Origin of the sequence: Chryseobacterium kimseyorum (assembly GCF_025971945.1) — a bacterium.
Lineage (GTDB): Bacteria > Bacteroidota > Bacteroidia > Flavobacteriales > Weeksellaceae > Chryseobacterium > Chryseobacterium kimseyorum.
Window position 1 is genome coordinate 1 of record NZ_JAPDHW010000005.1, and the last position, 13,146, is coordinate 13,146.

Annotated in this window: 12 protein-coding genes; 5 read left to right on the forward strand and 7 right to left on the reverse strand. The window is 36.8% G+C overall.

Annotated features, from left to right (window positions below):
• The 6 genes from OMO38_RS08110 to OMO38_RS08135 form a co-directional block, all read right to left on the reverse strand.
• The coding region (locus OMO38_RS08110; protein ID WP_264749707.1) for a DUF2207 domain-containing protein at nucleotides 1-1,925 on the reverse strand (1,925 nt) is incomplete at its 3' end.
• 87 nt (nucleotides 1,926-2,012) lie between these two features.
• Complete coding sequence (locus OMO38_RS08115) at nucleotides 2,013-2,567, reverse strand: LemA family protein (protein WP_264749708.1); 555 nt, start codon at nucleotides 2,565-2,567, stop codon at nucleotides 2,013-2,015.
• A gap of 105 nt (nucleotides 2,568-2,672) precedes the next feature.
• The gene (locus tag OMO38_RS08120; protein WP_264749709.1) at nucleotides 2,673-2,978 is read right to left on the reverse strand and encodes an NIL domain-containing protein; all 306 of its coding nucleotides are present in this window, start codon (nucleotides 2,976-2,978) and stop codon (nucleotides 2,673-2,675) included.
• Nucleotides 2,979-3,145: 167 nt separating this feature from the next.
• Nucleotides 3,146-3,817, reverse strand: a complete 672-nt coding sequence (locus OMO38_RS08125) for a YiiX/YebB-like N1pC/P60 family cysteine hydrolase (protein WP_264749710.1) — start codon at nucleotides 3,815-3,817, stop codon at nucleotides 3,146-3,148.
• Entirely contained in the window at nucleotides 3,777-4,232 is a 456-nt protein-coding gene (locus OMO38_RS08130) for a DUF1801 domain-containing protein (RefSeq protein ID WP_264749711.1), read from the reverse strand. The genes OMO38_RS08125 and OMO38_RS08130 overlap by 41 nt, the downstream gene beginning before the upstream one ends.
• A gap of 98 nt (nucleotides 4,233-4,330) precedes the next feature.
• Entirely contained in the window at nucleotides 4,331-6,889 is a 2,559-nt protein-coding gene (locus OMO38_RS08135; protein ID WP_264749712.1) for a fibronectin type III domain-containing protein, read from the reverse strand.
• A gap of 282 nt (nucleotides 6,890-7,171) precedes the next feature.
• Between OMO38_RS08135 and OMO38_RS08140 the strand changes: the two genes are divergently transcribed.
• From OMO38_RS08140 to proC, 4 genes are all read left to right on the forward strand, one after another.
• Nucleotides 7,172-8,377: a pyridoxal phosphate-dependent aminotransferase gene (locus tag OMO38_RS08140; protein WP_264749713.1), complete on the forward strand. Its 1,206-nt coding sequence runs from the start codon at nucleotides 7,172-7,174 to the stop codon at nucleotides 8,375-8,377.
• Between the two features lie 15 nt (nucleotides 8,378-8,392).
• On the forward strand, nucleotides 8,393-8,872 hold the full coding sequence (locus tag OMO38_RS08145; protein ID WP_264749714.1) for a hypothetical protein: 480 nt from the start codon (nucleotides 8,393-8,395) through the stop codon (nucleotides 8,870-8,872).
• A gap of 48 nt (nucleotides 8,873-8,920) precedes the next feature.
• On the forward strand, nucleotides 8,921-9,934 hold the full coding sequence (gene murB, locus OMO38_RS08150; RefSeq protein ID WP_264749715.1) for a UDP-N-acetylmuramate dehydrogenase: 1,014 nt from the start codon (nucleotides 8,921-8,923) through the stop codon (nucleotides 9,932-9,934).
• A 112-nt stretch (nucleotides 9,935-10,046) separates the two neighbouring features.
• Nucleotides 10,047-10,850: a pyrroline-5-carboxylate reductase gene (gene proC, locus OMO38_RS08155; RefSeq protein ID WP_264749716.1), complete on the forward strand. Its 804-nt coding sequence runs from the start codon at nucleotides 10,047-10,049 to the stop codon at nucleotides 10,848-10,850.
• A 34-nt stretch (nucleotides 10,851-10,884) separates the two neighbouring features.
• On the opposite strand, the gene OMO38_RS08160 is transcribed toward proC, so the two are convergent.
• A complete protein-coding gene (locus OMO38_RS08160) occupies nucleotides 10,885-11,310 on the reverse strand; it encodes a VanZ family protein (protein WP_319804219.1) in 426 nt (141 codons plus the stop codon).
• A 52-nt stretch (nucleotides 11,311-11,362) separates the two neighbouring features.
• On the opposite strand from OMO38_RS08160, the gene lnt reads away from it, so the two are divergent.
• The gene (lnt, locus tag OMO38_RS08165) at nucleotides 11,363-13,003 is read left to right on the forward strand and encodes an apolipoprotein N-acyltransferase (protein ID WP_264749717.1); all 1,641 of its coding nucleotides are present in this window, start codon (nucleotides 11,363-11,365) and stop codon (nucleotides 13,001-13,003) included.
• Nucleotides 13,004-13,146: the final 143 nt, after the last annotated feature.

Genomic DNA, 13,146 nt, shown 5'->3' on the forward strand with positions numbered 1-13,146 from the left:
CCGCCACCGCCACCGCCGCCGCCACCGGAGAATCCTCCGCCGCCAGATCCGGAACCGGAACTGCTTCCCGAACTTGAAGGTTGTGTAGCCGAAGACTGTATAGATTGGGTCAAGCTTGAATTAAGAACACTGGCCATGGCAAAATGATTCATAGAAGATCCTACGTACCAGTTACTCTGATAATCGGTAGCCATTTTTGTAAGAAGTGCATCAAATTTCTTCCCCCAAATTTCATCAACTCCCAAAACCATCGCAAAAGGCAACAGCTTTTCGAAAGATTCCGGAGTCATCGTGGGTGGATTATGAAATTTCAGCTGCTCATTTTCTGCAGCGCCCATGTACATTTTGAAACCCTCAATCAGGGATTTCTTTTTCAGTTTTTCTTCTGAAGGTCTCCTGATCAGATATTGATAAATAATCAGTGAAGTAAAACCAAGGACAATAAAAATATAACAGATATTGAAATTATTATCAATTGTAAATTCATTGTGATTAAACATCAACGCACCCAAAACAATCAAAATGACTGTCGGAATTATGAGAAAAATTTTAAATAAAACCGGAAATAATTTGAAAAGATAGCCTGTAATTAAAAAACAAACCAGCAAAACAATGTATAAAAATCCGCCAACAATCACCTTTTCAAATTCCGGAAACATTTTAAAGCTTAAAAACAGTCCCACTCCGTAAACGCCTGTCATTAGCACTAATGGCAGATATAATTTACTGGTATTATTTCCCTCATTCAGCAATTTATCATGCTGATAGGTAAGCGAAGACTGAAAGCTTTTAACAGTCTGTTCGATTTTAGAATTGTATGCTCCGTCAAATTTCACAGTGTCTACCGTTGTGAAAAGATTATTCATCAAATTTATTTCTTCAGCAGGCAATTTTTGATCTGCCTCTTTCAGTTTTTTTACCGTAAACTTTTTTGATTTAAATAAACCCAAAATACCGGAATCTTCACTTTCAATAATCTGAACATAGCCTTTTACAGCTAAATTGACCAAAGATGCTGTAAGATATTTATTCTTAAAAGTTTCGCTGTTGATGAAACCTAATGAAGCAGGCGAAAGATTATCAGGCGAATTGAACTGTGGATAAACGATTGGTTTTTCAGGATCGACGCCATATTTTCTCCATGTAGAAACGTAATAAATAACCAGACCAAGAAACACCACAATTCCGGCAATCAAGATCCCGAATCTCTCAAGAAAAGTTGGTGGCGGCGGCGGAACCATCACGCCTTTCCTGAAACCTACGGCAACCGTAAGACCTTCTTCTGATCCGAGATTTCCGGCATTCCATTCGATTGAATGTTCAGAAAGAACTTTTACCGTACAATTTTGATCTGTACTGCCCTGGCTTCCTGTGTAGCAGGAATTCTGTAAAATCCCTGCACCTTGCGGAAGATTGACTGTTGCGGAAATTTGATCAACCGGAAAATCCCAGAAGTTCCCGTTGACATTCCAGTAGAATTCGTCATACTTTTGAAAAAAGCCGATTTGCTTTTCGGTGGTATATTTTATTTCGTAATCATAATCACCTGACTCTAGAATAATGTCTTTGTTTCCGAAATAAATTTTCAGAAAACCATCTTCGTATTCTTCATGAAAATCTTCATCAATACCATTTTTCTTTACCGAAACAATGTTGTACTGCACCTTCTGCGTAGTATTGTTGATATTTCTGGTAAGCGGAAGTGAGCGAAAGATACCCCGCTTTATTTTATCGCCAAGGCTGTGAACTTTTATTTTTTCAGTGACCGTTATCGCCGAATTTTTATCAATATCAATATCGGCGTGAAAATTTATAATCCTTTCCCGCCCGTCGATGATAGACAACTGATCTGTACGTATCGGTTCTTCCTGAGCGAAATTTAAACTAAAAAATAACAGGAAAAAAAACTGTAAGAAATTTTTCATACATAGATTTATTATTTGGTGTAGTGCACATTATCACTTTTCCTGATTTTGCTGATGAATCAAAATCGGGCATAAGCGATTCCTCCTTTAAAATTTCACAGTCGGAACTTGTCTTTCTGCTATATTTTCAAGCTCAAAGTATTTTGCCTTTTCAAATTTATACATGTTGGCAATGATGTTGCTTGGGAAAGACTCTACCAGTGTATTGTTTTCTCTTGCCGTTCCGTTGTAGTATCTTCTTGATTTTTCGATATCATTTTCGATAGAACTCAGTTCCGCCTGTAACTGTTGGAAGTTGGCATTCGCTTTTAAATCCGGATACTGCTCGGCCACTGCAAATAAATTTACCATTGCCTGATTCAGATTTTTCTCTGCAATTTCTTTACCTTCCACAGAATCAGCTCCTACCGCCAAATTTCTCGCTCTGGTAACATTTTCAAGAGTTTCACGTTCGTGAGTTGCATAACCTTTTACTGTTTCAACCAAATTCGGAATCAAGTCGTGACGTTTTTTAAGCATCACATCAATACTGCTCCACGCCTCCTGAACAAGATTTTTCAGTTTTACGAGACGGTTATAGATGGATACTCCGTAAAGCACGATCAATAAAAGAACTCCAATAATAACAATGAGTGCAACCATAATTTTATAATTTATTTTAAAATAAATGTAATGTTTTTCTCGGATAATTGAATAAAAAAGCGCTCAATAAATTGAACGCTCCTCAAACTATATGGACTTACAGCTTTATGAATACTTTCTGCAGGTATAATCGACCGTTGTATTCAAGAGTTTATTTTTATTCAGAAAATATTCAAGTTCCTGAGATTCTTCTGTTGTTGCATTGACATGTAACTGAAATGAACCAAAATTTGCTCCGTTCATATACTCCACATTTGCGCTCAGTACTTTATAGCAAATCCCCATCTGTTTGTATATTGCATTTAAAAGATGGTCAAACTTCATTTTCCCATTCAGTTCTACTTCGATGATCAAATCTTTTTTGATAAGGTGTACATTTTTTGGCAAAGCCTGCAAATTTGGCGTAATCATAACTAAACAATTTTTGATTAAACAATACTTTTCTGAATTACATTTTCAAATATTTTAATAATTAATTCCTGACAAAAGTATAAAAAAATATTAGTCTACCAAATTAGTAGGGTATTAATTTTTAATTTTAACATAAAAAAAGAGAAGTCTTATGACTCCTTCTCTGTTTACAGTTCTTTAATCCGTTGAATTTTGTCTGACGATGCCAGTCCGTTTGGATTACAGCCTGGTTCACCTTCCGGAACTTTGAGATTTTTTTTAGCGTAAAACTCTTCCCAAAATGTGTTGATTTTTCCTGTTTTCGGATCAACAAAAGTCATAGGTTCAAGTTTAAAAATATGCTTTTCCCTAAATGATCTTTCGATATAATCTGAGCAGTAATAGGAATTTTCATCTAAAATATAGTTGAAATTGTAAGGCTTGCCCAACATCGCATTTGCTTTTTCAATTGCGTCAGGAATTGCTTTTTGAAACTCGGGTTTTAATCTGTAGATCACTACGTTTTGTCCGTCGTTTGCCTGATCTTTCAAAAATTCATTTAAATCCTGCTTCTGCGAACCACCTTTTGGAGCAGCATGAAGCACGGAAAGTCTTCTGCCATCCTTCTGTAAAATTCCGATATGATCGAAGGACGCGTTCTTTTGCTTCTGCGTAACGTTATTTATGGCTCCCGACAGTCCAGAATTCTTAGCTGTTACGAAGAGTAAATCTCCGTTTTTCAAACCTGAAGTCTGAGAATTTTTACAGCTCACAAAGAAAAAGAGCACTGAAAAAAGAAAGATAGCTTTAAGCAAAGATTTATTTTTTAAGGTTGGTTTCATAAATATTGATCCATTCATCTACAGTCATTTTCTTACTCAGCTCGGCAATGAGTTCAAAAGGAATTTCATCCATCTTCTTGAATCGGATGCATGATTTTCCCATATCAAGTTTTCTTTTTGAATGCTTTGGAAACTCTGAAACAAACCAGTCCAAAAGTTCGGGCTTTGCGTAAATTCCCATATGATAAAGTGCTATGAAATTTTTCTGAGATGCCAATGCTAAAAAAGGGAGCGGCGAACCCGGTGTGCAATGATAGCCTGAAGGAAAAACTTCTAAAGGTACAACCCAACTGATCATTCCATTGCTGAATCCCTGGGAGAAACCATTGGGTAGATTTTTATTAATGGTCTCAACAAGCTGTTGAAAAACCTCCTGTCTCTCTTCTGGTAGCTTAGAAATATAATCTTCTGCAGATGTCGCTTGAATTTGCATGACTTTAAATTTAAGTTCCAAATTAACAAAAATTGTAGCACATAAAAAAGCAGCCATACTTTCGTACAGCTGCTCAAAAAATAATTCAAAAAAAATAGTTATTTCTTAATTGCTTTAGTAACAGACTGACTTCCGTCTTTGAAGTTTACTTTTACTAAATACATACCTTCTTTCAATTCACTTACACGAATTTCGCTAGAACCATCATTCACCTGTTTTACCACGCGTCCTGCAACATCATAGATCATTACAGACTTGATATCTTTTGTTTCTGAGATGTAAAGAACATCTTTGAAAGGGTTTGGATGAATGCTAAGTTTCTTCTGAACTGCAGTAGACTCTGAAGTACTTAAGTTTGCTGGTTCAACTATAAAATTATCGATATGGAAATCATAATCCGGAGCATCATTTACAGATCCATCCGTACCGTAAATAGCAAAAACAGTATTGGCGCTGTTATAACCTACCAAATCGAAACTATAAGTATTTGATGTATTTGAAGGAGCATTTGCTGCATTCCAAGTTTGAAGTGACGTCCATGTTGTTCCTCCATCATTTGAAACTAATAACTGAACACTGTCATCAGATCCCATAGTTGAAGTAGATGTGCCGTTAAAAGTTGTCAGACCATAGTCGAATTTAACTCTATATCCACCTGCAGATAAATTAAATGCATTAGTTTTCAACCATCCCGTTCTGTTGGTATCATAAAGATTTATCTTCATACCAGCACCTGTAGCTCCATTTAGGAAATTACCGGCATTCCAATAAACAGTCGTTCCATTTGGTCCAGTAGCTGGGGTACCTCCTGAAAGAGCATTTGTCCAACAGCTACCTGGAGCTGTTGTGAAGTTATTAGTATATGGCGGAACTATTGGCGCACATAAAGTAGTAAAAGAACCGACATAAGACCACGAGCTTTTGCTAGTCGCACTGCAAGAAGAGCGCAACCAAATGTAATACGTAGTGGCAGGAGTTAGTCCAGAAACTGTTGCAGTCACAACACCTGCACCCACATTGCCAGAAGGTGTAGTTGTACTTACCGGAGCAGTATTTGCTGTAGCATAATAATATTCATATCCAGCGGCAGGTGCAGAAGCAGGCGCTGTCCAAGAAACCGTTACATTACCCGATGTTATAGCTGAAGTTGTAGCAGCAGTTGGAGGAAGACAAGAAGGAAGAGTTTCCCAAACTACATCATCCCAATAGTAACCTTTACCATCTGCTGTATTTCTAATCGCCAGTCGTGCAGTTGCAGGAACTGAAGTAGGCACAATAACCGTGTACTCAGGGTTGGTACTTGTATAGTTTACATTTGCAACACTTAAGGCTTGAAGCAGCACAAAAGTACTTGCATCTGTAGGGTTTGTAAGATACCCAACGTTCAAGGTACCTGTTGCACTTGATACTCTGGCTTTTAATTTCAACCAGTGTGTACCTGCATTAATATTGCTTAATTCAGGCAATACTGCTGTTGTTGCCACCTGTGATGTTGAGCTCGTCTGATAAACATTTCTATTTCCTGATGCAGGAGTGGTAGAATTAATAGATAAAGTACCTGAAGTCACAAGTCTACCCCAACAATCCGGCAATACAGCTGCTACTGCATAAGTATCAAAATTCTCTGATAACGTTGTAGTAGGACCACATGCAGTTTTAAACGTTCCTGAGAATGACCAGACACTTTGCGCGGTTGCATTGCTGCAGTTAGTTTTTACCCAATAATAGTAAGTGGTATTAGGTGTAAGACTGCTTATAGGTGTAGAAGTCCCTGTTAAATTACTAAGCTGAGGTGCGGTTGTAGAAGTTGGTGCAGTAGCAGTTGTACTGTAATATACCCCATAGGTTGCAGCTTGTGTACTTGTAGATGCAGTCCAATTTACTGTAGCTCCTGTAGATGTGATTGCTGTCGGAGCCAGAAGAGCCGGAGGTGCGCAATCTGAATATGCATCTACTGAAAAAGCGAAAATATTGGGAAAACCTGCACTTGTAGAAGTTTTGGTTACCGTTACACTCTGAATAAGTTTTGTTTGATTGGCTGCATCAATGTTGACAGCCGCCTGATACATTCTTGGATTTGTACCACCTGCAGCATCCAAACCATCAGTAGGTCTGTTGATCCTGCCTAAACCCTGAACCGCAAAACCGGCACCGTCATACCAGTCCGGAACAGCAATTCCTGTGGTCTGTTGATTGGTTCCATCAGAAAAGTTAACAGTTACCGTAAGTGTTGAAGATGCACTTCCACTGGTAGATAGCATATACATTTTTGTAGCTGCTTTCGGCGTAGCAAAAACCAATGTTCCGGTAAGATTTGTATTAGAAAGTCTCAGAGAATTCGCTGCACTTAGATTTCCTAATTGATAGCTTAATCCTGGAGTAGTTGTAACAACTGAGGTAATAACTCCATCAATCGGAATCCCATAAGTAATGGCAGTACTTGTAGCTGTAGCTAGAAAGTTTTTTGCAACAAAAGCGTAAGAATCTCCATCTAGAATAGATGTGGTGGAACCTAATGATGGGCCTGTGCCATTGGCGATAACATCTTCATTGAAACCAGACGTAATTGGCATTGTCTGATAATTCTGAGCCATTAAACCCGAGGATGAAATCGTCAAAGCCAAGCTAGCGATTCCCAAAAATCGATTTATTTTCATATTATTAATTTAAGATGCGCTAAATTAATAAAAAATCAATATAAAATAGCTTAAAATAAAAATTCAATATTAAATTTATACAAATTAACACAGAAAATGCATTTTGATTAAATTTAAAATATTAATAGAAAATCAACCAGATCAGACTATGAAGAAAACATATTTAAAAATTGTTTTAAAATTTTAAACAAAATCTAAAAAACAGCGAAATATAACATTCATCACATAGTGTTTTACTTATTAAGAATTTAATCCTATTTTTGCCCTACAAATTTTTGAACAATGCCTAATATCTCAAACAGAGCACAACAGATGCCACCTTCGCCGGTCAGAAAATTGGTTCCTTTTGCCCTTAAAGCAAAACAGAGAGGAACTAAAGTATATCACTTAAACATCGGACAACCGGATATCGAAACTCCCGAAACAGCTCTCAATGCTTTAAAAAACATTGATTTAAAAGTATTGGAATACGCTCTTTCAGAAGGAAACATCGAATACAGAAAGGCTCTGACTGAGTATTACCATTCACTGGACTTTACAGATCTTACTCCTGATAATTTCATCGTAACAAATGGTGGATCAGAAGCTTTAAACTTCGCAATTTCCACTTTGTGTGATGACGGCGATGAAGTAATTATCCCGGAACCTTATTACGCAAACTACAATGGTTTCACCAGCACCTTTAATGTTAATGTAGTTGCAGTACCTTCTACTATTGACACCGGATTTGCATTGCCACCAATTGAAGAATTTGAGAAAAAAATTACCGCAAAAACGAGAGCAATCGTTATTTGCAACCCTGGAAATCCGACAGGATATTTATATACAAGAGAAGAACTTCAGCAGTTGGCTGACATTGCCTTAAAATATGACATCGTCATTATTTCAGATGAAGTGTACAGAGAATATGTTTATGACGGGAAGCAACAGATTTCTATGCTGGCTTTTCCGGAATTAAGCGAAAACTGCATCATCATTGATTCAGAATCTAAGCGTTACTCGATGTGCGGTGTAAGAATCGGATGCCTTCTTACCCGTTCTAAAAAAATTCATGACGCAGCAATGCTTTTCGCACAGGCGAGACTGAGCCCTGTTTTATTGGGTCAGATTGCCGCAACAGCTGCACACCAGAATGACGGAGCGTACATCAGAGCTGTAAGAGAAGAGTACACACACAGAAGAAACGTTTTGGTAGATTTACTGAATGCTATTCCCGGAGTTATCTGCCCTAAGCCAAGAGGAGCATTTTACTGCGTTGCGGAACTTCCTGTAGATGATTCAGAAGTTTTTGCTCAGTGGTTACTTGAAAAATATTCGTTAAACAACGAAACCATTATGGTAGCTCCGGCTGGAGGATTCTACAGCAATCCTGAATTAGGAAAAAAACAGGTAAGAATCGCTTACGTACTTAAAGAACAGGATTTAAGAAAAAGTGTTGCCATTTTACAAGCCGCACTTGAAAATTACAATTCAGACATCCGTCATTAATACAACCCAAATATTATGTCAACAGTAAAAACAGCTGGTTTAAGAATATTCTTTTCTACATTTTTACTGTTGATATTTTTTTGCTGCAGTGAGAAAACCGCCGAAAACAAAAACTCTTCAGGTATAGAAGAAATAGTATTTATCGGAGTTTCTGATGTTGGGGGAGAATTGGGAAGCTACAGAAATGTCAAAATAACCAAGGATTCCATCCACCTTGAACAGGGAATGACATCCAAGCAAAAACACAGTGAATGGCACAAAACAATCACTCCTGAAACCTGGAAAAACCTCACTTCTTCTTTCAAAGTTCGCGATTTAAGCTTAATTGAAAGTTCTCCAAGTATCCAGCACCTCGATGGCATGGATGAAACATTCCAAATTAAAACGACAAAAAATTCTCATGTCTTCGTCAATTCTTACAGTGACAGACATTACCGACAGTTTGAAGAATTTAAAACAAAGCTCGGAGGTATCATTCCTAAAAAATACCAGTAGCTTTATTTTTCTTTTTATCTAAAAACAAATCAAAATACGACTTCTTCAATGCAAGAAAATTTTTCTTTAAAAGCTTATAATACTTTCGGCGTCGACGCAAAAGCAAGATATTTCGCTGCAGTAAATTCCGTAGAAGAATTAATCAAAACTCTTAAATTCTCGAACGCTCAAGAACTTCCACATCTTTTTCTTGGTGGCGGAAGCAATATCTTATTCACAGAAGACTTTCAAGGCTTGGCTATTCAGCTAGATTTAAAGGGAATTTCAGAAGAATTCAGTAATGAGAATCAAGTTTTGGTCACTGCACAAGCTGGAGAAAACTGGCATGAATTTGTGCTGTTTTGTTTAAATAAAAACTACGGCGGACTGGAAAATTTATCTTTAATTCCGGGAAATGTAGGAACTTCACCCATGCAGAATATCGGCGCTTACGGAACAGAAATAAAAGATGTTTTTGTAAGCTGCAAAGTTTTAAATCTTGAAACCCTGAAAGTTGAAACCTTCGATCTTGAGAAATGCAGATTCGGGTACAGAGATTCCATTTTTAAGCAGGAAGGAAAAGGAAAATTCGTAATCCTGGAAGTCACTTTCAAATTGACAAGAGAAAACCACGTCATTAAAACTGAATATGGTGCCATCAAAACAGAATTGGAAAATTTAGGTATCGAAAAACCTACCATTCAGGATATTTCGAAAGCAGTCATCAATATCAGACAAAGCAAATTACCCAACCCAAAAGTTCTTGGAAACGCTGGAAGTTTTTTTAAAAATCCAACAGTTCCTTTAGCTCAGTTTGAAGATTTAAAATTAAAATTCGAAAATATTCAAGGTTACCCGAACGGAAATTTTGTGAAAGTTCCCGCTGGCTGGCTGATCGAACAATGCGGCTGGAAAGGAAAACAAATCGGCAACGTGGCTTCACACAAACTACAGTCTTTAGTGATCATCAACGCGACGGGACATGCTACAGGAAAAGAAATTTTTGATTTCTCCACGATGATTATTGAATCAGTGAAGGAAAAATTCGGAATTGAACTGGAACGAGAAGTGAATATTATTTAAATTAAAAAAGATTACCAGCTCATTTTAGAAGCCAAAATTCACTATTTTTAATAATTATTAGTCTTCAAAATTTAAAATAACCCGGAGACTCCAACATTAAAAATACGCACAAATGAAAATCGCCATCATCGGAGCCGGAAATATGGGCTTATCTTTCTCTAAATCATTTCTAAAATACGAACTGATAAAACCTGAAGATCTTCAACTGATTACAAGAAATGAATCTAAAATCTCAAGGATATCAAAAGAATTTCCCAAATCTAAGATTTCGATCTTTACTGATGTTCAAAAATTAGATGCAGATTTAATCATCATTGCCGTTAAACCACAGGATTTTCAGCATGTTGCGGAGAATTTTAGTTTTAAACTAAAGGAAAACCAAATGATTCTCTCGATCATGGCAGGCATCAAGATCGATAAAATTCAAAAACTGCTGAATCACCAATCCGTAGTAAGAGCCATGCCAAATTCTCCCACTCTTTTGGGAATGGGAATTACCGGCTACACTTCAGCACAGGGAATTGCTTTCAATGAATTGATGAATATCGAACGACTTTTAAACAGTACAGGAAGATCGGTTTACTTGGAAAACGAAGATTTACTTGATGGCGTTACGGCACTTTCAGGAAGCGGACCTGCATATTTCTACTACATTGTAGATGCAATGATCAAAGCCGGAACTCAGATGGGAATTGATGAAAATCTTTCAAAACTGTTTGTGAAACAAACCATGCTCGGCGCCTATCATTTAATCAATAATTCCGAGAAAAATCTTGAAGAACTTATCAAAGACGTTGCATCAAAAGGAGGAACAACTGAGGCAGCTTTAAAAACATTTGAAGACAGCAACCTGAAAGAAATTCTGCAAAACGGAATTTTAAACGCAGAAAAAAGAGCGAAGGAACTGAATGGATAGTCTTACATAATTTTAAAAGGAAAGGAATTTTCAGTTACACAACCAAAAATTTAAGACGTAATTCGATAAACCTAAAGATTTTCCAACCTAAATATACTCCAAGAGTATTGAGGATGATATCGTCAATATCAAAAACTCCCATCCTCGAAAAATACTGAAGCGCCTCTACGATCACAATTGCAGAAACAAAGGCTATAATAAGACTTTTCAGATCTTTTAATTGAGGAAAGACCCAGCCTAAAAATCCGAAAGGAATAAACATGACTACATTGCCTAAGACAATTTTTACAATATTAAACCAGCTCACCGTTCCTTTGATAAACCAAATCGTGGAAACTACAGGCTGAAATCTTACAATATTATCGTCATACTGAAATCTTCCCATCCCGAAAAACATCAGATAGAGCAGAAAAACAGTGTATGGTACAATAATAAATTTATAAAATTTCTTTAACATCATTTGCAAAGTTATTCATTTCAAAAGCATTAAATTTGTGTGTTAAAATAATTTAATGAAATACGTTTTACTTACGCTCATTTCAGCGATGCTTCTGTCCATCTCCTGGCCCACTTACGGACTTCCGTTTTTTATATTTTTCGCACTTGTTCCACTTTTGATGATGGAACATGGTGTATCAAAATTTTCTCCGTTTAAGAGAAAAAGCTGGGTGGTTTTCGGACTTTCCTATTTATGTTTTATTATCTGGAATATCGTGACCACAGGCTGGCTGTATGGTTCTAAAAACCCCGACGGAAGCCATTCGATGATGGCGGTTATCTTTCCGGTTTTGGTTAATTCTTTTTTATATTCATTGGTATTTCAATGTTATCACTGGTACAAAAATGCTCAGGGAAGCTATTGGGGACTGGCTTTTTTCGTAGCCATATGGATGAGTTTTGAGAAATTCCATCTGAATTGGGAATTCACCTGGCCTTGGTTAAATTTAGGAAATGTCTTTTCAGATTACCCACAGTTTATTCAATGGTACGATACTTTAGGCGCAACAGGCGGAAGCTTCTGGATCTTACTGACAAATGTTTTGATATTTTACACCATCAGAGTTTATGAAGCTGGAAGAAAAAGGAAAGCTCTGATCACAAATTCAGCGATTGTAGCTTTATTAATTATTCTTCCGATGATCATTTCTCTCGTGAAATTTAATAATTTTAACGAAAAACCAATTGGTCAGGTCAATGTATTAATGCTGCAGCCTGCTCTAGATCCGTACGCTGAAAAATATTCTACTGATAGTACGATTATCGTCCGCGAGCTTTTGGCTCTTGCTGAAGAAAATAGCAAAGGGAAAATTGATTACTTCATTGCCCCGGAAACCGCGCTCCCAGGGAGCGGATCAATTTCAGAGACAGCATTTGAAAAAAGCGAAGTTCTGAACAATGTAAAAGGATTTTTAGCAAAACACCCGGGCTCGGTTTTCACAACAGGAATTTCTTCTCACAGATATTATAAAAGCAATGAAAATTTACCAAAAGAAGCCTATCAACTAAGCCCGGAACTGTGGGTTGAAAGATATAATTCTGCAGTACAAGTTATTCCAAACCAAAAGGTTCAGGTATATCACAAAGGAAAACTGGTTCCTGGTGTTGAGATCTTCCCTTACATGAGCGTTTTTAAACCTCTTTTAGGTGATGCCATGATTAATCTAGGCGGAACAGTAGCCTCTTTGGGTACAGACAAAGAACGTTTAGCTTTTTCTAATCCTTACAACAAAGGAAAAATTGCTCCCATTATCTGCTATGAAAGTATTTACGGAGAATTCGTTACTGACTATGTTAAAAAAGGAGCCAACTTCTTAGCAATCGTTACCAACGATTCCTGGTGGGGCGTTACGGAAGGACACAAGCAACTCTTATCCTACGCAAGACTGAGAGCCATTGAAACAAGAAGAGAAATCGCAAGATCAGCAAACAGCGGAATTTCTGCACACATCAATGCAAAAGGAGAAATTCTGGAAGATACTTTTTATGGTGATAAAACTGCTTTGTTTGCTAAAGTGAACCTATATGACAATGAAACTTTTTATGTAAAATCCGGAGATCTATTGACTCGATTCTCTATATTCTCTTTTGGCTTCCTACTTTTTTATTTTTTAATTAAATGGATTCAGAATAAATTTCAGAAAAAGAAATCTTAAAAATATATCTTTATAATTCAGGAGAAAAATTTTAAAACGGCTAAATATCGCTGTATTAAACAAATATTAAATTAAAATTGGTTCAGAATAAAAATAAAAGACAAATAATTATTATAAAAGTTTTACATAAAACTTGTCTGTCT

Bases quoted from the DNA above. Each gene is read 5' to 3' on its own strand.
- OMO38_RS08115 (WP_264749708.1), bottom strand. From the start codon at position 2,567: ATGGTTGCACTCATTGTTATTATTGGAGTTCTTTTATTGATCGTGCTT.
- OMO38_RS08120 (WP_264749709.1), bottom strand. From the start codon at position 2,978: ATGATTACGCCAAATTTGCAGGCTTTGCCAAAAAATGTACACCTTATC.
- OMO38_RS08125 (WP_264749710.1), bottom strand. From the start codon at position 3,817: ATGAATGGATCAATATTTATGAAACCAACCTTAAAAAATAAATCTTTG.
- OMO38_RS08130 (WP_264749711.1), bottom strand. From the start codon at position 4,232: ATGCAAATTCAAGCGACATCTGCAGAAGATTATATTTCTAAGCTACCA.
- OMO38_RS08135 (WP_264749712.1), bottom strand. From the start codon at position 6,889: ATGAAAATAAATCGATTTTTGGGAATCGCTAGCTTGGCTTTGACGATT.
- OMO38_RS08140 (WP_264749713.1), top strand. From the start codon at position 7,172: ATGCCTAATATCTCAAACAGAGCACAACAGATGCCACCTTCGCCGGTC.
- OMO38_RS08145 (WP_264749714.1), top strand. From the start codon at position 8,393: ATGTCAACAGTAAAAACAGCTGGTTTAAGAATATTCTTTTCTACATTT.
- murB (WP_264749715.1), top strand. From the start codon at position 8,921: ATGCAAGAAAATTTTTCTTTAAAAGCTTATAATACTTTCGGCGTCGAC.
- proC (WP_264749716.1), top strand. From the start codon at position 10,047: ATGAAAATCGCCATCATCGGAGCCGGAAATATGGGCTTATCTTTCTCT.
- OMO38_RS08160 (WP_319804219.1), bottom strand. From the start codon at position 11,310: ATGATGTTAAAGAAATTTTATAAATTTATTATTGTACCATACACTGTT.
- lnt (WP_264749717.1), top strand. From the start codon at position 11,363: ATGAAATACGTTTTACTTACGCTCATTTCAGCGATGCTTCTGTCCATC.